Genomic DNA, 23,387 nt, shown 5'->3' with positions numbered 1-23,387 from the left:
TTTGATTCGATTGATTAGATGTTAGCATATAGATTACCTAGCAAACGCTTTATTGCCGATAATTTTTAACGCCGGTGTGCCCCTTACCAAACCTGAACGGGCGAATTGGCTTTGGCAGTTTGGGCAAACGCCTTCAACCTCAGTAAAGTCTTTGGTAATACGCTCTTTAAAGCACTTTATTAGCGCCCCTTTACCGCCTTTTTTGTACTGAAAAAGTTGCGCTCGGCACTTTTGACAATAAATATCGACAGACTTTTGCGGGGCTTTTTTATTCGGTTTTGCCATCGTCTGTGGTAAAAAGGTGATACCAATTGAAATAAATATTTGACCAACTCAGAGCTGCGTCAGGGAAGTTAGAATAAAGGAAATTTATGCAGATGTAGCATTCTCCATCAAATAAATTTGCGAAATTATCACTTTTCTGACGAGCTCCCAAGGGCGAGTTTAAAAGACTTTTATGCTTCGTTACTGATTTTGATAAGGGAATAACCATTATCGGCAATCAAAGCCTTGCCTACATGGATGTAGGTACTTAGGTTGTGTCTGGAACTTACAACCTGTGCCTAAAAGCCTTTTAAATCTCGCTGAGTGATTAAATATTTAATTCACTTGGTATAGGTATCGCTATTGTACGTGCATCGCGGTGTCATTCAATAGCGCTTTGTTTTAGCACAATAAAAGAGTAAAAGGGATGAATGTTCATGTTCGATATATATGGAGATAAAAGATCGGGTAATTGCTACAAAATTGAGTTGCTATGCCACCTGTTAAACATTGAGCATCAGTGGCATAACGTTGATATTTTAGCTAATGAGACTCATACCCCTGAGTTTTTGGCGATGAATCCCAATGGTAAAATTCCGCTACTAGTTGACTCTACTGGCTGGTGTTTATCTGAATCTAATGCGATTTTAAATTATCTAGCAAAGGACTCTAAATTCTTACCGAGTGACGTCAAGCTATTAGCTAAAGTGCAGCAATGGCAGTTCTTTGAGCAATACTCGCACGAGCCTTATATCGCCGTAGCTCGCTATATTCAACTTTATCTCGGATTACCAGACGACAAAGTTGCAGAGTATAAAGCTAAACACCAAGGTGGCTATAAAGCACTTGGTGTGATGGAGGCGCAATTGGCTAAAACGCCATACCTTATTGGTAACGAGTGCAGCGTGGCAGATATCACACTTTACGCCTATAGCCATGTCGCTCATCAAGGGGGGTTTAATTTAACCAATTACCCCAATATGCTTAACTGGTTTAAGCGTATTGAAGCACTTGATGGCTATGTTGCGATGACGCAATAATCTATTAATAATGATCTTTGTGCAATAAGGAGCACTTTTGAAATCACATCCACTTACCTTGAAAATTCCACCACTAGCATTAGTGGTTATCTTTGCTGTCTTGATGTTTATCGCCAGTGCTCTGGCAGGTGGTAGTCTTGAATTAACCTTGTATCGAGCAGTAGGTATTGGTGTTACCTTGTTATTAGCCTGCTATTTTTGTTTGGCTGGCGTACTGGCGTTTAGAAAAGCGCAAACCACGGTTAATCCGATGTCGCCTGAATCGAGCTCTCAGTTGGTCAATACCGGCGTTTACCGTTTATCGAGAAACCCGATGTATGTTGGTTTTGTGTTTATCTTAATATGCTGGGCAACGTACCTAGGGCATACCTTTTTAATGTTATTTATTCCTGCCTTTATGCTCTACATGAACAAGTTTCAAATTAGCGCTGAAGAGCAGGCACTGGGCAAAATATTTGGCCAAGAGTATCAAACTTATATGGCGACAGTGCGCCGTTGGTTGTAATAATTAAGCCGCGCTCATCCTAGTGATAATAGTGGGCACGGCTAATCATTGGCTGACTAATTACTTGCTAACTTAAACTGTAAGTTTTCAATTAAATTCGCTGGTTGCTGATGGTTGTGAAGTTGTAGCATGCGGTTCATTTGGCTCAGTGATGCTAACATCGCATAAATCGCTGGCATGTAACCGCGCTGCTCGAACAGTGTTTTGTCTTCAGCCGTTAAGTTCGCCAATGCTTCTTCTTTGATGGTGAATAAGCCTTTGATCGTTGTTTTCTCGCCACCTGAAAAAGTCACTTCTAAGTCGAGCTCTTTAAGTAGGTTTAAGCGTGTTAACTGATTGATAAACTCAATCGTGGTAATTTCGTGCTGGTACAACTCACGCATCGCTTCTTGTTTTGAAGTAATGGTGTTTGTTGGGCTACCGTCGTCATTAAACAATTTTGCACTTTGTTCTTGCTCTTGCATCGACAATAAACTTGAATTGGTATCAATGAGCGGCACAACGCGATTCGGGTTGTTTGGATCGGCAACAACTTGGAACGGTAATAACGATAAGCTCTTTGGTAAATAAGCGATGTTTAAGGCATTTTCCTGTGGGAAAAAGACGTTGTGGCTATCAAGTGCCATTAACGCAATCGCTTCGAGTTGATTGGTTGCCGTATTGTTGATGAAAAACAATGGGTAACTGGTTGAGGCGACAGCAAATTCACTGACCATAACCATGGCATTGCGCTTTGCTTTAATCGCTGGGAAATCAACACCTTCTTTTAAGAAAAGTGCACTGTGGTTTTGTGGTGATAAAGGGGCTAGGTTTTCCATAGTTGTCTCTGAAATTGTTTCTTTTTTTATGCTTTATTTTATTGATTAATTAACGCTGTATTAGTGAGTTTATCTTGAGTAGTCGCTTAATTGTTTTAAAAAGTCATGCTTTAACAACTTAGTAGCAAGCAGATATTGATTCGGAAGTTCATAAATTCAATAGCTTATGAAATCTTGCGGTAGGAAACATCTCTAGGCATAGATAAAGTCACTGTTTATCGACGCTCTATATTGCCATAAGGTTAAACATTCGTTAAGTGTTAGTCGTGATGTTTTTGTTGAAGGCTATTATGCTAGCCAAGTTGTTTGAAAATACAGAACGATACAATAAACCGTGATAGTTTAGCCAATGTACAAGAATAAAAATTTAGGTTGATACCAATGAAATCTTATATTTTAGCGATAGATCAAGGCACTACGAGCTCAAGGGCGATGTTATTTGATTGCTTGGGCAATGTCGTTGATAGTGAACAGCAAGAGTTCCCGCAATATTATCCTGACAATGGTTGGGTCGAGCACACGCCAGAGGAAATTATCGCTTCAGTGTTATCAACTTGCCGTAAATTGCTCGCTAAACAGCATATTCAAGCCGGCCAAATTAAATCACTGGGTATTACAAATCAGCGAGAAACTACGATCGTTTGGGATAAAACCACCCATAAGCCGATTTATAACGCCATTGTTTGGCAAGACAGGCGCACGAGTAGCTATTGCCAGCAACTCGTTGAGCAAGGCTGGGCCGAAACTATCCAGCAAAAAACAGGATTAGTGATCGACCCCTATTTTTCGGCAACCAAGCTAAAATGGCTATTAGATAACGTTGATGGTGCAAGAGCAAAAGCTGAAGCGGGGCAACTTGCCTTTGGTACGGTTGATTCATTTATCTTGTGGCAGTTAACCCAAGGAAAGTCTCATTATACCGACGCCACCAATGCATCGCGCACTATGTTGTTTAATATTCATCAACAAGCTTGGGATCAAGAGCTGCTCGAGTTATTTGATATTCCCGCCAGTATGCTACCTCAAGTATTAGACAGTGCCGCGGATTTTGGTTGTACATCTGAGCAACACTTTGGCTTTGATATTCCAATACAAGGCATCGCTGGCGATCAACAGGCAGCGCTTTTTGGCCAAGCCTGTTTTGAAACAGGTAGCGTGAAAAGTACCTATGGCACAGGGTGCTTTGTCATGGTCAATACGGGTGATAAAGCGCTCAAATCTAATAATAAACTGTTATCGACGGTTGCATATCGCATCAATGGCCAAGTTACTTATGCACTTGAAGGCAGTATCTTTGTTGCTGGTGCGGTTATTCAGTGGCTTAGAGATGGTTTAGAATTAATTTCTAAAGCTAGCGACTCGGAGCGCTTGGCTATGGAGGCAAATCAAGATCATGGATTAACACTTATTCCTGCCTTCACTGGCTTAGGTGCACCGTATTGGGATGCCGATGCTCGTGGCGCAATTTTAGGTATCACCCGAGATACGGGTATTAAAGAAATAGTCAATGCGGCATTGCAATCTGTTTGCTTTCAAACCAAAGACTTACTGATGGCGATGGAAAAAGATGGCATCGATATTAAATCGTTAAAAGTAGACGGTGGCATGACCAATAATCAGTGGTTGTTACAATACCTAGCCAATTGCCTACAAGTTGAGGTTACCCAACCTGTATCTGCCGAAACTACCGCACTCGGTGTTGCGTTTTTAGCTGGTTTACAAGCTGGCGTTTTTCAATCGCTTTCACATATCCAAAGTTTATGGCAAGCCAAAGCGGCGTTTTCACCGCAAATTTCACAAGCAGATGCGAATAAGCGTTATCACAGTTGGCTTGATGCGGTTGAAAGAATTCGGACGGAGCAGACGTAATTACTGGGAGTTAAATTGAAAAGGAGAGCCCAAGCTCTCCTTTTGATATTGCGCTAGGGTTTAGGACTTATTCAATAAAGTCATCTGACAATATTAAATTAGCAGGCGTTGCCATTGGCGCATCAACGGCAGTTGCTGAGTACACTTTGCCACCCATTAAATCTAGCATGCCAGTATCAATAGCCACTGTTTTAGTGCCCGTTGCGGTTACTTTTACGTTGTATTCACCTGGGCTTAGCGTGACAAAATCAGTCGTTGCTTTAAATGGCACATCGCTAAATGCTGGCTCAACATCGTCAATCATACCGTCAGCCGTTACGTAAATATCGACGTTGCCAACACTTGGGTGAGCATGCGTTATACGTACTTTGCTTTCAGTCGCTACGGCACGAACATTATCGGTTAGCACGTAATACTCAAGATCGGCACTGTCCATGGCATCCAGTGTACCTACTGCGTTAACCGTGTACTTATTGTTGTTCATTACCATTAAGTCATCTGTAATGCCGGTTACTGAGTTATCAGAAGTTAACCGCGCATCGACAGTGTAAGTGCCTTCTGGTAATGCAGCGTAGCCAGTCACACCCCCAAATGGCGCGTTAGAAAGTGAATCAACTTTGGTATCGTCAACGAAAATATCAACATTTGGTACATCTGCTGCCGCGTGGATCACACGCACTTGCGCAGTCGTTCTATCGTCGTAGATGGTTGATGTACCCATACCGTCGTTTACCAATAATTTTACGGGTGATGTCATCACTTCAGTATTGGGAACGGCTGCAACGAAGAGGTCGGCACCCGCAGCTAGGTCAGGTAAAACAACGTCATAGGCTACGGTGCCTTCTCCTGCCATACCAGCAGGGATCACTAAACGCACGCGATAAACACCCGCAGGGACTTCTACTTGGTCAGTCGCATCACCATAAGCTAAGGTCGCTAACGCAGTGGTTAATTCATCTGTCGCACCGGTTACGTGCAAGTCTACAGTTGGTGCATTTGGGGCAGCGTGTAATACTTGTACGCGAATATTACCTTCGCCAACATCTGTTTTATCATTAGTGATGACAGCGGCAGCTAAATCATTCGACGTGTCGTCATCTTCCATCACATAACCATGCGCTATCACGGTATATTCGACATCAGGAGACAAAGCGACATCACCTAAATCAAGAACGGGAATTGTGCTATCGTCAGGTAAAATCCCCTCAACGCTCAATGGATAAGTGCCCTCAGGCAGCTCTAAAAAGCCAGAGCCAACACCATAATCGACACCGCCAAGCCCTTCGATAATGTCATCGCCGGCTTTAATATTAACGAGGGGCGCATCTGCTGAACCGTGAATAACACGGACATATGATGTGCCTAATTCAGGCACTGGTGGTTCGGGTACAACGATATCGCGAACATCGTCATTGTCTGATCCACATCCCATGATGACAGCAGCCATCGCCATTGGTACTATACTCTTAATGATCCTATTCATTGTTTTACCTTGTTGTATTGTTAGATTTGCAAAGCTCATTACGCGGGTAATTCAATGAAGGGATCATTTTTTAATCACTTTCTGATGCTGTGTGGTTAACTCCCTTCAGTCGTTGATAAAATCATTTTATTGCGCAGCCATTGATTGGCGGGATCTTTATCAACATTTCGATGCCAATATAGGTGAACATCAATCGCGGGTAATGACACCGGTAATTCAAAAATCGCAATATCAAAAACCTTTTGATAGAGCTTTGCGGCATTGCGCGGCAGGGTCAAAATCAAATCGCTATGGACAACAACGCGGCAGGCCGATAGTAAGTGCTGACATCTCAATGATATTTTGCGCTGCAGTCCCAAACGGCCAAGTTCAAAATCTTCAATACCGGGGCCTGAGGTACGAGATGACACCAAAATATGGCTGATTGATAAATAATCTTCTAAGGTTAATGCGCTTTGCAATATTGGATGGTTTTTACGGGCGATCACCACCAACTGATCTGATTCGAGCTGGGTATGAAGAATGTTATCGCTAACTGGCAGTAAAATATCAATCGCCATATCGAGATCGCCGCTGGCTAATTTCAGCTCTAGTTCACTGCGTTTAGTTCGGTTCGTTGCCAGCGATAATAACGGCGCCTCAACACTGAGTTGTTTTATTAAAGGCGGTAAATAATAAGCTTCAAGTGAACTGTGCAGAGATATCGCGCATTGCTTTTTCGATGATGCTGGTTCAAATGCCCGTGATTGCACTAACGATATCTCAAGCTTTTGTAGCGCATCTCGCACTTCAATAATCACTTTTTTAGTCAACGCGGTTGGTCGCATCTCATTACCTTGGCGGACAAATAATTGATCATCATAATGGCTGCGAAGCTTCGCTAATGAATGACTCACCGCTGGTTGAGAGAGATTCAACGCCGCTGCTGCTTTTGAAATATTGCCTTCACAATAGATCGCTTCAAATACTCGAAATAAATTTAAATCAATTTTCATAATGGTTGTTTAACTATTCGTATAATGAATAGTTGGTTATGCAGATTATTCATTTGTTAAATTTGTATGACGATAATAGGATGATTGCAAGATATTTTTTACCCATATTTATTGTTGATGGCAGCACTTTATTTAATTAGACACGGACAAGCATCATTCGGCCAAGCCGATTACGATCTATTGTCTGAAAAAGGTCAGCAACAAGCGTTTGTTCTAGGCCAAAGTTGGTCGCGTCAGCAAGTCCCCACTTTTTGTTATACCGGTAGTTTACTGAGGCACGAGCAAACCAAACAACACTTTTATCATGGGCTTAACCAAGCGTTACCTCATTGCATCAGTCACAGTGGTTTTAATGAGTTTGATCACCAAGATATCCTGATCAAGTACCAACCTAAATGGCGACGATTTAATGATATGACCGCCCATTTTGATCAATTTGACGAGCCTAAAAAAGCACTTGCCGATGCCTTTGAACAAGCTGTTGAGCGCTGGTTATCAGGTGAATACGACGACCAATATAAAGAATCGTGGCCGAGCTTTAAGCGCCGCTGTGTTCAAGCACTTAATGATTTGATCAAACAACAAAATCACCTAAAACAAACAACCGGTAACGCTGCGCAAGAAATTGCGGTATTTACCTCTGCAGGGCCAATTACCGTGATTTTAAGTCATGTTTTGGGGCTAAATCGCGCGCAAGGCTTTGCCCTAAATCAGCAATTACGCAATACCTCCGTCACTAAGTTACTGTTTGATGAACAGCGAATTAGTGTCGATTTTTATAACAATTATAGTCACTTAACTCAGCACGATGCTGAACTTATTAGCTTTCGGTAAGACCGAGCCAGAGAGGATTTTATGAGTAACCAAGCGCTATTTGATTTAACGGGAAAAATTGCCTTAGTGACCGGAGCAAGTCGCGGCATTGGCGAGCACATTGCCAAAACTTTGGCCAAAAGCGGTGCGCATGTCTTGGTTTCAAGCCGCAAGCTCGAAGGTTGCCAAGCCGTGGTCGATCAAATTACAGCCGAAGGCGGCAAAGCAACAGCGATACCTTGTCACATAGGGGAAATGGACGAAATTCAAGCTTTGTTTACTCGTATTGAGCAAGATTATGGTCGGTTAGACATTCTCGTTAATAACGCAGCCGCTAACCCGTATTTTGGTCATATTTTAGAAACAGATTTATTGGCGTATCAGAAAACCGTAGATGTAAATATTCGCGGCTATTTCTTTATGTCTAAGCTCGGTGGCCAGTTAATGAAAGCGCAAGGCGGTGGCTCGATTGTTAACGTCGCGTCAGTTAATGGTGTTATCCCCGGTGACTTACAAGGGATTTACTCAATTACCAAAGCCGCAGTTATTTCGATGACTAAAGCATTTGCCAAAGAATGCGCGCAATTTAATATCCGAGTTAACGCACTGTTACCGGGCGCAACCGATACTAAATTTGCCGCCGCTTTAGTGAAAAATCCAAAAATATTAGAGCAAGCCATGGCCCATGTACCAATGCGTCGTGTTGCACAGCCTGAAGAAATGGCTGGCACTGTCTTGTACCTCGTTTCTGATGCAGCTTCTTATACCACAGGAAGCTGCATTAACGTTGATGGTGGTTACCTATTAGGTTAAGTCGCCCAACAGATAAAAATTTAAAGGAAAAACAATGAAGACAAATAAACTATTTGAAAGCGTCACCTTAGGAAATTTAAGCCTGAAAAACCGCACGGTAATGGCGCCAATGACGCGTACGTTTTCGCCAGATAATATCCCAACGCCAGATGTTGCTGCGTATTATCGTCGCCGCGCCGAAGGCAATGTAGGCCTAATTATTACCGAAGGTACTTGTATTAATCACGCTGGTGCCCACGGTTATGATCGCGTGCCGAATATTTACGGTGAAAAAGCAATGGCAGGTTGGAAGCACGTAGTTGATGAAGTACATGCCGCTGGCGGGAAAATTGTTCCTCAGTTATGGCACGTTGGTGCGGTTAGAAAACCAGGCACAGGGCCTAATAAAGAAGCACCAGCCTATAGTCCGTCAGGTTTATACAAGCCGGGCGCTGAAAATGGCGTAGCGATGAGCCAAGCCGATATTGACGAGGTCGTTGAGGCGTTTGCCCAAGCAGCGCTAGATGCAAAAAATGTTGGCTTTGACGGTGTTGAAGTACACGGTGCCCATGGCTATTTAGTCGATCAATTCTTCTGGGAAGGCACTAACCAACGCGATGACAAATACGGTGGTAGCCTTGAAAAACGTTGCCAATTCGCCGTTGAAATTATTCAAGCGATCCGCGCAAAAGTCGGTGACGACTTCCCGATTATTTTGCGTTTTTCACAATGGAAACAGCAAGATTACGATGCGCGATTAGCCAACACACCTGAAGAGTTAGCACGCTTTTTAACGATTTTATCTGATGCCGGCGTTGATATTTTCCACGCCAGTACTCGTCGTTTCTGGGTGCCTGAATTTGAAGGCTCAGATCTTAACCTTGCTGGATGGACGAAAAAACTCACCAATAAACCAGTGATCACCGTTGGCAGTGTTGGCTTAGATACCGACTTTATCGGTGAAGGCATGACAGATCTTGGTGGCACCTCTAACCCTACGGGAATCGATGGCTTAATTGAGCGCATTGAAAAAGAAGAGTTTGATTTAGTTGCCATTGGCCGTGCATTACTGGTCGATCCGCAGTGGGTTAACAAAATTAAAGATAATCAACTCGACGATATCTTACCGTTTAATAAGAAGGCACTCGGTAGCTTGAGCTAATATCAATCACAGTGAATGGATAAGGGGCGAGATGATGAATTTTGAATATAGCGATAAGGTAAAGGCACTATTAACGCAAGTTAAAGCGTTTATGGATGAACACGTTTACCCAAATGAAGCGTTAATGCACGAGCAAGTTGAACAAGATCCTTGGTCGACACCACCTTTGATGGAAACGCTAAAAGCAAAAGCCAAAGCCCAAGGTTTGTGGAATTTGTTTTTACCGGTGAGCTATGGCGAGTACAGTGCCGGTTTAACTAATTTAGAATACGCCCCGTTAGCTGAAGAGATGGGCAAAGTGTTTTGGGCGCCAGAAGTTTTTAACTGTGCGGCACCGGATACCGGCAATATGGAAGTATTGGCAAAATACGGCAATGACGCTCAGAAAAAACAATGGCTAGAGCCGTTATTAGCCGGTGAAATTCGCTCAGCATTTGCCATGACCGAGCCAGAAGTTGCCTCAAGCGATGCCACCAATATTGAAACTCGCATTGAACGCGATGGCGATGAATACGTGATCAATGGTCGCAAGTTTTACATCAGTGGTGCCTGTCGCAAACAATGTGAAATCATGATCGTGATGGGGAAAACCGACCCAAATAACGCCAATCGTTATATTCAACAATCGCAAATCCTCGTGCCAATGAACACGCCGGGAGTCAAAGTGATCCGGCCAATGACGGTGTTTGGCTATCAAGATGCACCAGAGGGTCACGCGGAAATCGTTTTCGACAATGTTCGCGTACCAGTAGATAACATTATTTTAGGTGAAGGTCGCGGCTTTGAAATTGCGCAAGGGCGCTTAGGCCCAGGCCGGATCCATCATTGTATGCGCTCGATCGGCGCTGCGCAGCGCGCTTTAGATATGATGTGCAAACGCGTTAATGAACGCGTGGTTTTTGGCCGCCCGATGATCAAGCAACAATCGGTGCGCGAAGATATCGCAATCTCTGCCTGCCAAATCGAGCAAGCGCGATTAATGACCTTAAAAGCCGCGCAAAAAATGGATACCGATGGCAATAAAGCGGCGAAAGAGTTGATCGCGATGATCAAAATCGTTGCCCCTAATATGGCGCTCGATGTGCTAGATAGAGCGATCCAAATGCACGGCGCGGTTGGTGTTTCGCAAGATACCTTCTTAGCCCACATGTATGCTGGCCAGCGCACGTTGCGATTGGCTGATGGTCCTGATCAAGTGCATATGATGCAACTTGGTCGCGATTTAGCAAAACGCTTCGAGTAAGGCGCAGAGGATCTTATGAGCAAACAACTAGAGATTAATCTCGATGTGCTAACTGACTATTTAGCGCGTCATATCGAGGGCTTTAGTGGCCCTATCACCTTAGAAAAATTTGCCGGTGGCCAATCAAATCCAACGTACAAGCTAACCGCCAGTTCAGGTGTTTATGTGCTGCGTCGTCAGCCACCGGGTAAGTTATTAAAATCAGCCCATGCGGTGGATCGCGAATATCGCGTGTTAGCGGCGCTTGCCGATACGCCAGTGCCTGTCGCTAAAGTGTATCACCTGTGTGAAGACCCAGAAGTGATTGGGTCGATGTTTTATCTGATGGAATACTGTGATGGCAACGTCTATTGGGATGCACCGTTAAAAGATATCAACGACAATGCCGTGCGCAGTAAAATTTACGATCAAATGAATCAAACCTTAGTTGCCCTGCACCAAGTCGATATCAACAAAGTTGGTTTAGCAGATTACGGTAAACCGGGTAATTATTTTGAGCGTCAACTGAGCCGCTGGCTGACCCAATATCGCGCATCAGAGCTCAAAACTATCGATGCTATGGAGCAGCTAATTAGCTATTTAGAACAAGCATTGCCAGAAGATGACGGCAAAGTTTGTTTAGTTCACGGGGATTTTCGCCTCGATAACATGATGTTCGATAAAACCAGTCACGAGATTATCGCCGTCCTAGATTGGGAACTCTCAACGCTTGGTCACCCCTATGCCGACTTAGCCTATCAATGTATGCAATTGCGCATGCCACAAGGGCTTGGCGGCCCTGATGGCTTAAAAGGCATTGATAGAGAATCCCTCGGTATTCCCAGTGAGCAAGCATACGTTGATTTGTACTGCCAACGCATGGGCATCGACAAAATCGACAACTGGACATTCTATCTCGCGTTTAGCTTTTTTAGGTTAGCCGCGATTGTTCAAGGTGTCGCAAAGCGGGCCTCACAAGGCAATGCCTCAAATAGTAACGCCGCCAAAGTCGGTGCCTTTGTTGAACCGCTAGCGTTAATGGCGCTAGAAGTGATAGCGCAAAGCAAAAAATAAAATAACAAATATAGACAACAGGTTAGGAAGGAAGAACGATGGACTCATTGTTAGATTTTAGCGACAAGGTCGTGCTGGTAACAGGCGCAGCTCAAGGTTTTGGTAAGCTGCTTTCAATCGAGCTAGCGAAACGCGGTGCCAAGCTAGTGATTGGCGATATTAAAGCTGACCAAGTACAAGCTGTTGGCGATGAAATTGCCGCAACCGGCGCTCAGGTTTACGCAATGAGTTGTAATGTTGCCAAAGCCGACGATTGTAAGGCGATGGTCGACAAAGCCGTTGAAGTGTTTGGCAAGTTAGATATTGCGGTCAATAACGCTGGTATCGCCCATCACTTTGGCACGATTCACGAGATTGACGAAGCAGTCATGGATCAGCAGTTTGCCGTTAATGTCAAAGGCGTTCAACTAGGCATGAAATACCAACTTAGCCAGATGTTACAACACGGTGGTGGCAGTATTTTAAATGTCAGCTCGATGGCTGGCCTTGGCGGCGCGCCATTAGCTGGCGCTTATGCTGCAGCAAAGCATGCGGTTATCGGTTTAACCAAAACTGCCGCGGTTGAATATGCCAAGAAAAATATTCGGGTAAACGCTATTTGCCCGTTTTTTACCTTAACACCTATGGTAACCAATATTGCCGATGAAGAGCTCCAGCAAAACTTAGGTCGACGCGCGCCAATTGGCCGCCTAGCCGAGCCACAAGAAGTGGTCAACACCATGTTGTTAATGTTGTCGCCGGGTAATACCTATTTAACCGGCCAGTGTATCGCTGTTGATGGCGGCGTTTCGGCAATTTAATTCGTTTCAAGGAGAGGGCCATGTCTGCACCTATGCTCAACGAGCGCGACTTAGCTTTTTATTTGTATGAGCTGTTTGACACCGAAAGTTTATGTCAACGCGAGCGCTATCAAGATCACGATAAACAAACCTTTTCTGAAGTCATCAGTACGGCAAAAACCATTGCTGAAAAATACTTTTTACCGATTCGTCAAAAGTTAGATGTTTTTCAGCCGACCTTTGACGGCAAAAAAGTCACACTAATTGAAGAAATGAAGCCAGCCTTTGATGCCGTCAACGAATCTGGCTTGCCGTCTGCTTGCGCCGATTACGAATATAACGGTATGCAACTACCTCCGATTGTGGCGAGTATCGCCGGGGCTTATCTATCAATTGCCGGTGGCAATGCCTTAGGTTACAGCATGCTCACCACAGCCAATGCAAATTTATTAGCCGCTCATGGCAGTGATGAGCTGATTGAAAAATGGGTTAAGCCACTGCGCGAAGGGCGATACGCTGGCACCATGGCAATGACTGAGCCAGATTGCGGCTCAGGGCTAGCCGACTTGGCGACTTCTGCAGTGAAAGATGAAGCCGGCAATTATCGCATCACGGGCAGTAAAATCTTTATTTCGGGCGGTGATCACAACCTTACGGAAAATATCGTTCACCTCGTACTCGCACGAGTAAAAGGCGCGCCTAAAGGCGTTAAAGGTATTTCGCTGTTTGTTGTCCCTAAGTATCTGGTTAACGACGATGGCTCGATTGGTGAGCACAATGAAGTTGCACTCTCTGGGTTATTTCACAAAATGGGCGGTCGTGCCCATACCTCAACTGCCTTGAGCTTTGGCGAACACAAGGGTGCTATTGGCTATTTAGTTGGTGAAGAAAACAAAGGCCTTCAATACATGTTTCACATGATGAATGAAGCGCGTATTTTAGTCGGCACTGGCGCTGCTGTTATTGCTAATGCAGGTTATCAATACGCTTTAGATTACGCGAAAAATCGCCCGCAAGGCCGATTGCCATCGTCTAAAGATCCGCTCTCGCCCATGGTTAATATAATTGAGCACGCTGATGTTCGCCGTATGCTATTAGCGCAAAAAGCTTATGCTGAAGGCGCAATGGCATTAGTACTGTATGGCGCTCAACTTGCCGATGATGAAAAAACAGCGCCAAGCCCAGAGCAACGAGCGCACGCTCATTTGCTCCTCGATTTTCTCACGCCAATTATTAAAACCTGGCCGTCAGAATACGGGCCAAAAGCTAACGATTTAGCGATCCAAGTACTTGGTGGCCATGGTTATATCAATGAGCATCCCGTGGAAATGTTTTATCGAGATAACCGGTTAAACCCGATTCACGAAGGTACAACCGGTATTCAATCACTCGATTTGCTCGGCCGAAAACTAGTGATGGATAAACAAGCTGGCTACAGAGCGGTGATCGTTGAGATTGAAAAGACCATCGACCAAACCATTCAAACCCCAGCGGTAAGTGAATATGCCGACCAATTGGGCAGTGCGCTAGTAACCCTGAATAACACCACGATGCACTTGCTACAATCGATGGCGACGAAAAATATCGACCTGGTGTTAGCGAATTCTGTCCAGTATTTATCGATGTTTGGTCACGTGATTATCGGTTGGTTATGGTTAAAGCAAGCTAGCATAGCAAGTGCAGCACTCACAAGTGAGTTACACCAAGAAGAGCAGGCTTTTTATCGCGGCAAACTCCAAGCAACAAAGTATTTTTTCCGCTATGAATTACCGCAAATTGACTTGTGGGCAGCAACGCTAAACTCGCTTGATGAGACAACGTATGAAATGAATCCACAGTGGTTTTAAACAAAAATAATAACGGAAGTGATAATGAGTAAAATAATTAATAAAGCCGATATCGCTCAGTATATTGATTACCAAGCGCCGCCGACAAACTGGCATCAAGTTAATCAAGCTCAAATTGATCAGTTTGCCGATTGCACTTTAGATCATCAGTTTATTCACGTTGACCCTGAAAAAGCCAAGGCTACGCCGTTTGGCAGCACCATCGCACATGGCTTTTTGTCTTTGTCATTACTGTCACATTTTGCCGAAGAGTTTGCTTTGATCATTGACGGTTTTTACATGGGAATAAATTCAGGGTTCGATAAAGTGCGGTTTTTACAGCCGGTCAACGTCGACAGTAAAATTCGCGCCCACGCGACAACCTTGTCGATTGAAGAAACTAAACCCGGGCAATTTCGCTTTAAAACCCAAGTGAGCATTGAGATTGAAGGCAACGAAACACCTGCGCTGATCGCTGAGTGGATTTCGATTCAACTGGTAAAGGAAGATTAACATGACAATCAGATTTGATAACAAAGTCGCTATTGTAACAGGGGCTGGTAACGGCCTTGGCCGCTCTCATGCCCTTGAGTTAGCAGCACGTGGCGCCAAAGTGGTAGTAAACGATTTAGGTGGCGCGCGCGATGGCAGCGGTCAATCATCACAAGCCAGTGAAGAAGTTGTCGCAGTAATTAAAGCTAATGGTGGTGATGCGATAAGTCACGGCGCTAATGTCGCTAATTTTGACGAAGTGCAAGATATGGTCGATAGCGCAGTTGCTCGTTGGGGAAAAGTCGATATTTTAGTGAATAACGCAGGTATTTTACGCGATAAATCATTTAGCAAAATGTCATTAGATGACTTTAAGTTGGTGATGGACGTTCATCTCATGGGCAGTGTTAATTGCACCAAAGCAGTGTGGGATTTAATGAAGGAGCAAAATTACGGCCGCATTGTTATGACCACTTCATCAAGCGGTATGTATGGCAACTTTGGTCAGGCTAATTACGGCGCAGCGAAAATGGCGTTAGTGGGCTTGATGAATACGCTCGTGTTAGAAGGCGCAAAACACAATATTAAAGTTAATTCACTCGCGCCAACAGCAGGCACAAGGATGACTGAAGATTTAATGCCTGAGCAAGTGGCAAAAATACTATCGCCAGAGGCTGTTACCGCTGGCTTGATTACTTTGTGTGATGACGATGCGCCAAATCGGACAATTTTATGTGCCGGTGCTGGTGGTTATGCAAGCGCACAAATGTTTGAGACCGAAGGGATCTTTTTATCTGTTGCCGAGCAAACACCAGAGGCTGTGCGCGAGCATTGGCAGCAGTTAACTGATACTCATGATCATACGGCGCTTGAGGCAGGCGTTAAACAATCAGAAAAGTTTGTCATGAAAGCAATGGCGGCAATGTAGTCTGCTGTTAATAAAAATATAAGCAAAACAATAGTAAATTTGACACTAGTCAGTTACGTTAATAATCGAATAACAATTACAATAAATTAACGAGACAATCGTTTACAAGCGGGGAAAGTTAGATGGAAAAGTTTTGGTTAGAGAAAAGTTACCCACCGGGCGTGCCTTTTGAGATTGATCCAGAAAAATACAGCTCTTTAGTTGAAATTATTAATAAGTATTTAACGCAATATGCTGATAACACAGCTTTTATCAATATGGGTAAAAGCCTCACCTATAAAGAAGTTCATCAACAAGCAACGGCTTTTGCCGCATATCTACAGCAAGATTTAAGCTTAAAAAAAGGCGATAAATTCGCCATCATGATGCCTAATACTTTGCAGTACCCGATTGCGCTATTTGGCGGTTTAATGGCGGGTTTAACGATTGTTAATGTCAATCCACTCTACACGGCACGTGAATTACAGCACCAACTTAAAGACTCTGGTGCTAAAGCGATTTTGATCATCGAAAACTTTGCTCATACTTTGGAGCAGGTCATCGAGCAAACCGATGTTGAACACGTGATCCTCACCGCACTAGGCGATCGACTTGGTGGCTTAAAAGGCTTATTGGTCAATAGCGTAGTGCGCTATATCAAAAAGATGGTACCTAAATATCACTTACCTAACGCAGTTAAATTCAACGATGCGTTAGCAAAAGGTGAAAAACTGAACTTTCAAGCGGTTGATGTTAACGGTGATGATCTCGCGTTTTTGCAATATACCGGTGGCACAACTGGTGTGTCGAAAGGCGTAATGCTCTCGCATCGCAATATGGTTGCCAATATTGAACAATCGAAAGCGATGACCAGCCCTATTTTTGAAGTAGGTAAAGAGTTTATGGTGACGGCTTTACCGCTCTATCATATCTTCGCACTTAACTCGAACTGCCTGAGTTACATTTGCCATGGCGGCCAAAACTTATTGATCACTAATCCACGTGATTTACCTAACTTTGTTAAAGAGTTGTCGAACTATCAAATTACCGCGATAACAGGTGTTAATACCTTATTTAATGGCTTATTACACACACCGGGCTTTGATAAACTTGACTTTAGCAAGTTAAAAATTTCATTTGGTGGCGGTATGGCAGTGCAAGAAGCCGTCGCAAACAAATGGAAAGCGGTGACGGGTAACCATATGCTCGAAGGCTACGGCTTGACAGAGTGTTGCCCTATGGTGTCGAGCTCACCGTATAATCAAACCGAATTCAATGGCTCGATAGGTCTGCCGGCGGCGTCAACCGATATCAAATTGGTAGACGATGAAGGTAATACCGTGGCACTAGGTGAACCGGGTGAGTTATGGGTCAAAGGCCCACAAGTGATGCAAGGCTATTACAATCGACCAGAGGCAACCGCTGAAGTGATGAACGATGGTTGGTTTGCTACTGGCGATATTGCCACCATGGATGAAAATGGCTTTTTGCGTATTGTAGATCGCAAAAAGGACATGATTATTGTCTCTGGTTTTAATGTGTACCCTAACGAAGTTGAAGAAGTGATCATGATGCATGACGGCGTTGTTGAAGTCGCCGCTATCGGCGTGCCGTGTGAGGTGACGGGTGAGAAAATTAAGATCTATCTGGTCAAGGACAATGACAGTGTCACCGCTGAATCAGTGATCGCCCATTGTCGTCAACATTTAACGAATTATAAAGTTCCCAAACTAATTGAGTTTTCTGATGATTTACCCAAGAGTAATGTCGGTAAAATTCTGCGTAAGGAGCTAAGAGATTTAGCAGAGGCAAGTTAATTTAATGCTTGAGATATATGCGGGTGAGTCTGCTCGCAAAACGATTGAACAAAACGGCTTTAGTGCAGACTTATTCACCTCTTTTTTAGGGGCCAGTGGAGGCCCCAAATGGTTTACCTTATTCGGCCTAGACAAATATTTGTTTGGCGAATTTTTTAATGGCAGAACAGCGCCCCTTAATATTGTTGGCTCGAGTGCTGGCGCTTTTCGCAGTGCTTGTTTTGCCCAAAAAGATCCGGTTGCGGCCACCAAGCGCTTTGCCAAGCACTACAGTGAAACCACCTACAGTGAAAAACCTGATGCTAGTGAAATCACTCAAAGCGTGATTGATATTCTCGACGATTTATTTGGCGAGACTGGCATCGATGAAATCATAAATAATGATATTTTTCGGGCACACTTTCTCGTTGCCAAATGCCAAGGCTTAGTGGCCAGTGAGCACAAAGTTAAGCAAATCGCTGGTTTATCTAAAAGTTTTGTCAATAATGCGCTTGATAGAAAGCGCTTGACCAAACAATATCAACGCTACGTGTTTAGCCAAGCAAGTAGTGACTTACAGCTAGTTGATGAAGACGGTTTCACGACCATCAACAAAGCGTTAAACCATAACAACATTAAGCAAGCGTTAATTGCCTCTGGCGCCATTCCCTTGGTAATGAAAGGCATTAAAGATATTCCAGAGTGTGAGCCGGGGATGTATCGCGATGGCGGGATCATTGATTACCACTTTGATTTTGCCATTCAAAATCAAGGACTAACGCTTTATCCTCATTTTAGTTCAACGCTAAAAGCCGGCTGGTTTGACAAAAACCTCAAGCGCAAAGTGCGCTCAAAACACTACGATAATACCGTGGTGATTTGCCCATCGGCGAAGTATGTCGCGACCTTGCCTTATCAAAAAATATCTGACCGAAGTGATTTTGTTGAGATGGAAACCCAGCAACGCTTGAACTATTGGCAAGATATTTTAGCTGCCAGTGAATACTTAGCAGAGGATTTTGATCAGTTTGTGGAGCAACAAGCATTAAATAAAATTAAACCGATGCAGGCATTGCTTGGTTAATTGATAAAAAGTTAACTGATAAAAAATAACGGGAGGGAATATGACAACCTACAAGGCGATTAATTTAATTGCTCGACCATCGGGGGGGCCAATCGGGCCTGAATTGTTTGACGTGGTAGAAAAGCCTTTGCCACAAGTACAAGATGGTCAGGTTTTGATCAAGCAAACCTATATGTCGCTCGATCCTGCAATGTTTGGCTGGATGAGCCCTGATACCAATAGTTATATTCCACCTGTCGCGCTAGGTGAAGTGATGCGCAGCTCAGGTGTTGGCGAAGTGGTTGAAAGTAAACACCCTGGATTTAAGGTAGGCGATCACGTCATGGGGATGTTTGGTTGGCAAGAATACTTATTAACTGATGGCAAAGGAATGAATAAAGTACCACCGGGTGTTTCCGATGAAATGGTGCTAAGTGTATTTGCCTTACCGGGATTAACTGCAACGCAAGGTTTATATGGTATTGGCAAGCCTAAAGCCGGTGAAACTATCGTCGTTACTGGCGCAGCAGGCTCGGTTGGTTCGATAGTTGGGCAGTTAGCTAAAGCGGATGGCTTGAATGTGATTGGCGTGGTTGGTAGCGAGGCAAAAGCCGATTGGATCGTTAATGAATTAGGCTTTGACGGCGCGATTAATTATAAGACCGATGATTTAGTCGCTAAGCTAGATGATTTGGCACCTAACGGCGTTGATGTCTATTTTGAGAACACCGGTGGTGAGATTCAAAATCTAGTATTTAATAAGATGAATACTCATGGCAGAGTGGTGGTTTGTGGCATGATTGCTGATTACGCCAAAGCAGTGCCAAGCCCAGGACCGAACTGGATCCCGATGATCAAAAAACGCTTAACGGTTCAAGGTTTTGCCATGCCCGATCACTTTGGTGATATTCCTGAGTTACTTGCTAAATTAACGCCTTATGTCAGTGCCGGAAAAATTAAATATCGCGCGCATGTGTTAGAAGGTTTAGAAAGTGCGATCAGTGGATTGAATATGTTTTTTACCGGCGGTAACCAAGGTAAATTAATGGTTAAGCTATAGACAGAATCTTACAAGTCATGAATAATTGTTAAAAAAGGTGCACTGTGCACCTTTTTCTTTTGTATTGGATTTCACCGTTAAGGAACACAGCATGTTTAGATTAGGCGCTTTATTTCTCACATTATTGATGAGTGCATGTACCACGCAAATGTGGCAAGCACCAACATTCGAAGAAAAAATTCTCGGTTATTACGGCGCAAAACAAGATAAAAAGCTGATTGTTGAAGGTCAAAAATATAGCTACATTTTTGATGCAACTGAACAAGTTATCGCTGTGATCAATGAAAGCCGCAATACTGCTTTTGATCCGTATTACACCGATTTTAAAATTGATGAAAATAATCAGGTAACCGGTCAGTTTCAGTTAATTGCCCGTGGCAACCCCGACAAAGAAAAGCTAAGAGCTATGGGCTTTTTTGAAAATAAATACAAGAACATGGTGATAGAAGTTGCACTGCAAGGAAAAGTTTACCAATTGGAAGGGGAAATTCCGTTGCAAAAACTGACTAAAGACCACTATGTTCTAGTGCAAACGCCTGAGTCAGGTGTCGCAACAGTAGGTAAGCTTGTCGCAACGCCTGTTACCCTAACTTACGATGCCGGTATGGTAATTCCTGTAGCGACCATGTTTGCTTTTATCGGGATATTAAATCAAATAGATCGCTAATGTTTGATCAATTATCTTTTAAATAGATGAGAGAAAAGCAATTTACAAACGCAGAGAAGGTAACTATAAAAAACCACACTAATGGCATAGTGTGGTTTTCATACATATTATTGCATTTTAAATTTTCTATAACTTAACAGAGAAATAAATATTGCAAACAAGCTGAGCGTGCTCGGCTCTGGTACTTGGATGTTATTACAGTTTTCACAAACTACGCCGGCTTTACCTAAACCATCAGACACCAATACGGTACCACCTGTTAACTCATTAACGCCACCTAACTCAAATAGATAGTTTCCTGCTGGATCGTAGCTAGAACCGGCTTGTACGTTAAAAGTTCCTGAGCCTACAAATGAGCCCGTGTACCTAATCGCAGATCCGATATCAGCTAGAAAGTCATTATGTGAAATATAATTGCCACCGGGTTGACTGACATAAAGCATATTGCCACCTGCTGATAAATAGTCAGCAAGTTTGTCTCTACCCAGTTGTGAGAAACCTGCATCGGTAAAATAACGCAAAGAAACAATCACAAGATCTCTATCAATGAGACTGGTACTGATATCATTAGTTTGGTCATAGGTGATTGAAATACCGTTATTGCTCCACTGGTTTTGCAAATTAGTATGTCTTGAATCAAACACATAGTTAGTGCCACCATCGAGCCAAGCGATATTGTCACCACCAAATCTGGCAGCATCTAATAAGTTGAAATTATCTTGTCTAAAACCCGTGTTCATGGCATCAACGTCACCAATAGCCATTAGTCCTGCATTGGCATTAAATGACAATAACGTCATCAATGAGCATGTTGCTAAATACTTTGAAGCTTTCTTAATCATTGTCTTTATCATAATCACCTCGCTTAGTCTTGCCGCAGTCATCTGCCGCTAGAATGCTTGTGCATAAACTAGACCGAAAGTATGATTCATATAAAAAACAATGTATTAAGAACGCTATAGCTTGCTTGATTTTAAAAATGTAAAAAATCATGACATCACAACTTAGTATATTGGTTTGTCTCTTAAGTTGTGATTTTAATACGCACCAGTAGTGACGGCTTAAGACAAAAAATTCTCGATTGCTTGATTAACGGCATCACTTTGTTCGTGATGAAGCCAATGAGAGGCTTGGTCAAATTTAACTAAGGTTAGCTCGTCGATATATGCATCCAAGCCATCTACACATTCTGGGACAAACGCTTGGTCTTGTACGCCCCAGAGCACTAGAGTAGGGCGCTGAATATTAATTTTGGGAATATTCATTTCTTTAGTCGACATCACAGGTCCGCCATTAGCCACTTGTTGCTGACTTGATGGCGCTAGTTGTGGCATTGCCCGATAATATTGGAGCATGCCGTTTATCGCACCATCTTGTTGCCAAACGGCTAAATATTGCGCTTTAAGGTCATCGGTTAACGCGTTTGACTGCATACTGGAAAGGATCTTGTTGAATAAAAATTCGAAGTTATTCGCGCTGAGTTTTTTTACTGCATTTTTAGCGATGAGTTGATGGATATACTCGCTTTTGAGTTGTTGAGTAGGGTTGTTGATCATTTCCCGGGTGAAGGTACTTGGATGGGCGGCATTCAAAATGACTAATTGAGAAAAGAGCTGAGGATAGAATGCGACTAATGGCCATGCGATCGCGCCCCCCCAATCGTGAGCGACTAGGATCACTTCTCGTTGTCGGTTAATAGCATTGATGAATTTAGCAAAAAAACTGATCAGGTTAGGAATTTGGTAGAAATTGATATTACTGGGCTTATCACTTTGATTATAACCGGGTAAATCAGGCGCAATAACACGGTATTGCGTTGAAAAGTAATCAAGTTGTTTTTGCCAGGTGTGCCAGCTTTCGGGAAAACCATGCAAGAATACCATTGTTTGTTGATGTTGTTCGCCTGCTTCAACAAAGTGAATATCAACATCGTCGATGTGTACGTGTTGGTGGGTAAAAGTCATGCTTTTCCTTAATCAATTTACCTGTATTCGAACGCGTAATAAGCGCCCACTTTTCTTGTGATTTAGTCAAAAAACGAGACAGCGTTAGCTAATGATTCTCTCTCGGTTCTCGTTCTATTTGCCGGTGCATCTTTGGCTGCATAGCCAAAAGACATACCAAATAAGATACCGCGCTCCTCTGGAATATTGAGTAAAGTTTTTACGGGCTCAGGAAACTGTCCTAGCGCACCTTGCATACAGCTAGCAATGCCTTGCTCTTGCATTAGTAATGATAGCGTTTGGGCATAAATCCCTAAATCGACCGCGCCCATTATATTGAGGTATTTTTCCATGGTGAAAAAGGCAACATGTGGCGCATCGAAAAATTGCCAGTTTCGAACCATCGCCATTTGTCGCGCTTGTTTATCTTCGCGTGCAATGCCCATTGATGTGTAAAGGGCATTGGCCGAACCAAACTGACGTTCGCGATGAACGCCTTGGTATTGAGGTGTCCAATCAAATTCTGGGCTTGGTTTTGCACCACTCATTAGTGCTTTCATGAAAGCTTGTTTTAGTTGCTCTTTCTTCTCGCCTGAAACAACATAAACTTGCCATGGTTGAACATTACAGTTTGACGGAGAAAGCTGAGCGTGCTCAAAGATAGATTCGAGTGTTGCTTGCTCAACGGCTTGCTCGGTAAACGCACGAGTTGAAAAACGCTCGGATAAGAGTTGTTGTAATGACATGTAAATTCCCATTGAGTTAAAAAGACAATAGCTTGGAGAAGCTATTGTCTTGTTTTTAGTTTGCTTAACTT

Annotated in this window: 23 protein-coding genes; 16 read left to right on the top strand and 7 right to left on the bottom strand. The window is 43.4% G+C overall.

Annotated elements, in window-relative coordinates:
• Window positions 1–33: 33 nt before the first annotated feature.
• Complete coding sequence (locus LP316_RS00455; RefSeq protein ID WP_193022163.1) at window positions 34–285, bottom strand: hypothetical protein; 252 nt, start codon at window positions 283–285, stop codon at window positions 34–36.
• Between the two features lie 416 nt (window positions 286–701).
• Here LP316_RS00455 and LP316_RS00450 point away from each other — a divergent pair, with 416 nt between their 5' ends.
• The gene (locus LP316_RS00450) at window positions 702–1,304 is read left to right on the top strand and encodes a glutathione S-transferase family protein (protein ID WP_193022162.1); all 603 of its coding nucleotides are present in this window, start codon (window positions 702–704) and stop codon (window positions 1,302–1,304) included.
• Window positions 1,305–1,341: 37 nt separating this feature from the next.
• Window positions 1,342–1,809, top strand: coding sequence for a methyltransferase family protein (locus LP316_RS00445; RefSeq protein WP_193022161.1), 468 nt, complete (start codon window positions 1,342–1,344; stop codon window positions 1,807–1,809).
• Window positions 1,810–1,865: 56 nt separating this feature from the next.
• Here the strand turns inward: LP316_RS00445 and LP316_RS00440 are convergent, their stop codons facing one another.
• Complete coding sequence (locus tag LP316_RS00440; protein ID WP_193022160.1) at window positions 1,866–2,627, bottom strand: SapC family protein; 762 nt, start codon at window positions 2,625–2,627, stop codon at window positions 1,866–1,868.
• A gap of 381 nt (window positions 2,628–3,008) precedes the next feature.
• Here LP316_RS00440 and glpK point away from each other — a divergent pair, with 381 nt between their 5' ends.
• The gene (glpK, locus tag LP316_RS00435; protein WP_193022159.1) at window positions 3,009–4,496 is read left to right on the top strand and encodes a glycerol kinase GlpK; all 1,488 of its coding nucleotides are present in this window, start codon (window positions 3,009–3,011) and stop codon (window positions 4,494–4,496) included.
• A 67-nt stretch (window positions 4,497–4,563) separates the two neighbouring features.
• On the opposite strand, the gene LP316_RS00430 is transcribed toward glpK, so the two are convergent.
• A complete protein-coding gene (locus LP316_RS00430; RefSeq protein ID WP_193022158.1) occupies window positions 4,564–5,979 on the bottom strand; it encodes a DUF4397 domain-containing protein in 1,416 nt (471 codons plus the stop codon).
• Between the two features lie 95 nt (window positions 5,980–6,074).
• Window positions 6,075–6,974, bottom strand: a complete 900-nt coding sequence (locus tag LP316_RS00425; RefSeq protein WP_193022157.1) for a LysR family transcriptional regulator — start codon at window positions 6,972–6,974, stop codon at window positions 6,075–6,077.
• A gap of 84 nt (window positions 6,975–7,058) precedes the next feature.
• Here LP316_RS00425 and LP316_RS00420 point away from each other — a divergent pair, with 84 nt between their 5' ends.
• The 13 genes from LP316_RS00420 (at window position 7,059) to LP316_RS00360 (ending at window position 20,627) form a co-directional block, all read left to right on the top strand.
• Window positions 7,059–7,808 (top strand): histidine phosphatase family protein, encoded by a 750-nt coding sequence (locus LP316_RS00420; protein ID WP_193022156.1) that lies wholly within the window; start codon window positions 7,059–7,061, stop codon window positions 7,806–7,808.
• 21 nt (window positions 7,809–7,829) lie between these two features.
• Window positions 7,830–8,600, top strand: a complete 771-nt coding sequence (locus tag LP316_RS00415) for an SDR family oxidoreductase (protein ID WP_193022155.1) — start codon at window positions 7,830–7,832, stop codon at window positions 8,598–8,600.
• A 34-nt stretch (window positions 8,601–8,634) separates the two neighbouring features.
• Window positions 8,635–9,741 (top strand): NADH:flavin oxidoreductase, encoded by a 1,107-nt coding sequence (locus LP316_RS00410; RefSeq protein ID WP_193022154.1) that lies wholly within the window; start codon window positions 8,635–8,637, stop codon window positions 9,739–9,741.
• Window positions 9,742–9,775: 34 nt separating this feature from the next.
• Window positions 9,776–10,984 carry an acyl-CoA dehydrogenase family protein gene (locus LP316_RS00405; RefSeq protein WP_193023763.1) on the top strand — a complete coding sequence of 403 codons (1,209 nt, stop codon included), beginning with the start codon at window positions 9,776–9,778 and terminating at the stop codon, window positions 10,982–10,984.
• A 15-nt stretch (window positions 10,985–10,999) separates the two neighbouring features.
• Complete coding sequence (locus LP316_RS00400; RefSeq protein ID WP_193022153.1) at window positions 11,000–12,037, top strand: phosphotransferase family protein; 1,038 nt, start codon at window positions 11,000–11,002, stop codon at window positions 12,035–12,037.
• 38 nt (window positions 12,038–12,075) lie between these two features.
• The gene (locus tag LP316_RS00395; protein WP_193022152.1) at window positions 12,076–12,837 is read left to right on the top strand and encodes an SDR family NAD(P)-dependent oxidoreductase; all 762 of its coding nucleotides are present in this window, start codon (window positions 12,076–12,078) and stop codon (window positions 12,835–12,837) included.
• A gap of 20 nt (window positions 12,838–12,857) precedes the next feature.
• Window positions 12,858–14,663: an acyl-CoA dehydrogenase gene (locus LP316_RS00390; protein ID WP_193022151.1), complete on the top strand. Its 1,806-nt coding sequence runs from the start codon at window positions 12,858–12,860 to the stop codon at window positions 14,661–14,663.
• A gap of 24 nt (window positions 14,664–14,687) precedes the next feature.
• Complete coding sequence (locus LP316_RS00385; RefSeq protein ID WP_193022150.1) at window positions 14,688–15,155, top strand: MaoC family dehydratase; 468 nt, start codon at window positions 14,688–14,690, stop codon at window positions 15,153–15,155.
• A gap of 1 nt (window position 15,156) precedes the next feature.
• Window positions 15,157–16,062: an SDR family NAD(P)-dependent oxidoreductase gene (locus LP316_RS00380; RefSeq protein ID WP_193022149.1), complete on the top strand. Its 906-nt coding sequence runs from the start codon at window positions 15,157–15,159 to the stop codon at window positions 16,060–16,062.
• A gap of 122 nt (window positions 16,063–16,184) precedes the next feature.
• Entirely contained in the window at window positions 16,185–17,858 is a 1,674-nt protein-coding gene (gene fadD, locus LP316_RS00375) for a long-chain-fatty-acid--CoA ligase FadD (RefSeq protein WP_193022148.1), read from the top strand.
• A gap of 4 nt (window positions 17,859–17,862) precedes the next feature.
• The gene (locus LP316_RS00370) at window positions 17,863–18,921 is read left to right on the top strand and encodes a patatin-like phospholipase family protein (RefSeq protein WP_193022147.1); all 1,059 of its coding nucleotides are present in this window, start codon (window positions 17,863–17,865) and stop codon (window positions 18,919–18,921) included.
• A gap of 40 nt (window positions 18,922–18,961) precedes the next feature.
• Window positions 18,962–19,960: an NADP-dependent oxidoreductase gene (locus LP316_RS00365; RefSeq protein ID WP_193022146.1), complete on the top strand. Its 999-nt coding sequence runs from the start codon at window positions 18,962–18,964 to the stop codon at window positions 19,958–19,960.
• A 91-nt stretch (window positions 19,961–20,051) separates the two neighbouring features.
• Entirely contained in the window at window positions 20,052–20,627 is a 576-nt protein-coding gene (locus LP316_RS00360) for a hypothetical protein (protein ID WP_193022145.1), read from the top strand.
• Window positions 20,628–20,734: 107 nt separating this feature from the next.
• On the opposite strand, the gene LP316_RS00355 is transcribed toward LP316_RS00360, so the two are convergent.
• The 3 genes from LP316_RS00355 to LP316_RS00345 form a co-directional block, all read right to left on the bottom strand.
• Window positions 20,735–21,469 carry a PEP-CTERM sorting domain-containing protein gene (locus LP316_RS00355; protein ID WP_193022144.1) on the bottom strand — a complete coding sequence of 245 codons (735 nt, stop codon included), beginning with the start codon at window positions 21,467–21,469 and terminating at the stop codon, window positions 20,735–20,737.
• 219 nt (window positions 21,470–21,688) lie between these two features.
• Complete coding sequence (locus tag LP316_RS00350) at window positions 21,689–22,591, bottom strand: alpha/beta fold hydrolase (RefSeq protein ID WP_193022143.1); 903 nt, start codon at window positions 22,589–22,591, stop codon at window positions 21,689–21,691.
• Window positions 22,592–22,653: 62 nt separating this feature from the next.
• Complete coding sequence (locus LP316_RS00345) at window positions 22,654–23,316, bottom strand: nitroreductase family protein (RefSeq protein WP_193022142.1); 663 nt, start codon at window positions 23,314–23,316, stop codon at window positions 22,654–22,656.
• Between the last annotated feature and the right edge of the window lie 71 nt (window positions 23,317–23,387).

The sequence above is a fragment of the Thalassotalea sp. LPB0316 genome, assembly GCF_014898095.1.
Classification (GTDB): domain Bacteria; phylum Pseudomonadota; class Gammaproteobacteria; order Enterobacterales; family Alteromonadaceae; genus Thalassotalea_G.
Note: the sequence above shows the minus strand (reverse complement) of the source record. Positions and strands in the feature narration are given on the sequence as shown.

Bases quoted from the DNA above. Each gene is read 5' to 3' on its own strand.
- LP316_RS00455 (WP_193022163.1), bottom strand. From the start codon at position 285: ATGGCAAAACCGAATAAAAAAGCCCCGCAAAAGTCTGTCGATATTTAT.
- LP316_RS00450 (WP_193022162.1), top strand. From the start codon at position 702: ATGTTCGATATATATGGAGATAAAAGATCGGGTAATTGCTACAAAATT.
- LP316_RS00440 (WP_193022160.1), bottom strand. From the start codon at position 2,627: ATGGAAAACCTAGCCCCTTTATCACCACAAAACCACAGTGCACTTTTC.
- glpK (WP_193022159.1), top strand. From the start codon at position 3,009: ATGAAATCTTATATTTTAGCGATAGATCAAGGCACTACGAGCTCAAGG.
- LP316_RS00430 (WP_193022158.1), bottom strand. From the start codon at position 5,979: ATGAATAGGATCATTAAGAGTATAGTACCAATGGCGATGGCTGCTGTC.
- LP316_RS00425 (WP_193022157.1), bottom strand. From the start codon at position 6,974: ATGAAAATTGATTTAAATTTATTTCGAGTATTTGAAGCGATCTATTGT.
- LP316_RS00415 (WP_193022155.1), top strand. From the start codon at position 7,830: ATGAGTAACCAAGCGCTATTTGATTTAACGGGAAAAATTGCCTTAGTG.
- LP316_RS00410 (WP_193022154.1), top strand. From the start codon at position 8,635: ATGAAGACAAATAAACTATTTGAAAGCGTCACCTTAGGAAATTTAAGC.
- LP316_RS00405 (WP_193023763.1), top strand. From the start codon at position 9,776: ATGAATTTTGAATATAGCGATAAGGTAAAGGCACTATTAACGCAAGTT.
- LP316_RS00400 (WP_193022153.1), top strand. From the start codon at position 11,000: ATGAGCAAACAACTAGAGATTAATCTCGATGTGCTAACTGACTATTTA.
- LP316_RS00395 (WP_193022152.1), top strand. From the start codon at position 12,076: ATGGACTCATTGTTAGATTTTAGCGACAAGGTCGTGCTGGTAACAGGC.
- LP316_RS00390 (WP_193022151.1), top strand. From the start codon at position 12,858: ATGTCTGCACCTATGCTCAACGAGCGCGACTTAGCTTTTTATTTGTAT.
- LP316_RS00385 (WP_193022150.1), top strand. From the start codon at position 14,688: ATGAGTAAAATAATTAATAAAGCCGATATCGCTCAGTATATTGATTAC.
- LP316_RS00380 (WP_193022149.1), top strand. From the start codon at position 15,157: ATGACAATCAGATTTGATAACAAAGTCGCTATTGTAACAGGGGCTGGT.
- fadD (WP_193022148.1), top strand. From the start codon at position 16,185: ATGGAAAAGTTTTGGTTAGAGAAAAGTTACCCACCGGGCGTGCCTTTT.
- LP316_RS00370 (WP_193022147.1), top strand. From the start codon at position 17,863: ATGCTTGAGATATATGCGGGTGAGTCTGCTCGCAAAACGATTGAACAA.
- LP316_RS00365 (WP_193022146.1), top strand. From the start codon at position 18,962: ATGACAACCTACAAGGCGATTAATTTAATTGCTCGACCATCGGGGGGG.
- LP316_RS00360 (WP_193022145.1), top strand. From the start codon at position 20,052: ATGTTTAGATTAGGCGCTTTATTTCTCACATTATTGATGAGTGCATGT.
- LP316_RS00355 (WP_193022144.1), bottom strand. From the start codon at position 21,469: ATGATTAAGAAAGCTTCAAAGTATTTAGCAACATGCTCATTGATGACG.
- LP316_RS00350 (WP_193022143.1), bottom strand. From the start codon at position 22,591: ATGACTTTTACCCACCAACACGTACACATCGACGATGTTGATATTCAC.
- LP316_RS00345 (WP_193022142.1), bottom strand. From the start codon at position 23,316: ATGTCATTACAACAACTCTTATCCGAGCGTTTTTCAACTCGTGCGTTT.